Origin of the sequence: Vibrio sp. 10N.261.52.A1 (assembly GCF_002876325.1) — a bacterium.
Classification (GTDB): domain Bacteria; phylum Pseudomonadota; class Gammaproteobacteria; order Enterobacterales; family Vibrionaceae; genus Vibrio; species Vibrio chagasii.
The window spans coordinates 1-351 of sequence record NZ_MCYD01000031.1; the positions used below are offsets into that span (position 1 = coordinate 1).

1 pseudogene is annotated in these 351 nt (G+C 39.3%); it reads left to right on the top strand.

From position 1 onward, the window contains the following. Nucleotides 1-170 precede the first annotated feature (170 nt). Nucleotides 171-351: pseudogene (locus BCT81_RS28970) on the top strand (methyl-accepting chemotaxis protein); the annotation flags it as partial.

Genomic DNA, 351 nt, shown 5'->3' on the forward strand with positions numbered 1-351 from the left:
CTTATTTGCATTTTCAATGAATGTGCAATAGCGAGATATAGAGGCAAAACAGCCCCTGTAAAGCGCCCATTATTGGTAAAAAGATAAAAATAACGAAATAGCATGGGCAAGATAACACAGTCAAACGCCCAGCCTTAGATACCTAAATTTAGTAAAGACGAGTCACATCTATGGATATAAAGAAAAAGCTCTATTCATTGGGAATGTTTTCCATTTTCGGCATGATTTCATTGCTGTTTACCACCTCGCAATTCGCAGATACGACTGCTCAAATGAGCGAAGCTAAACAAATCACTAAAGAGCTGGAAGTTCGCCTGCTTAACCTCCGCCGTAATGAGAAAGACTTCTTGT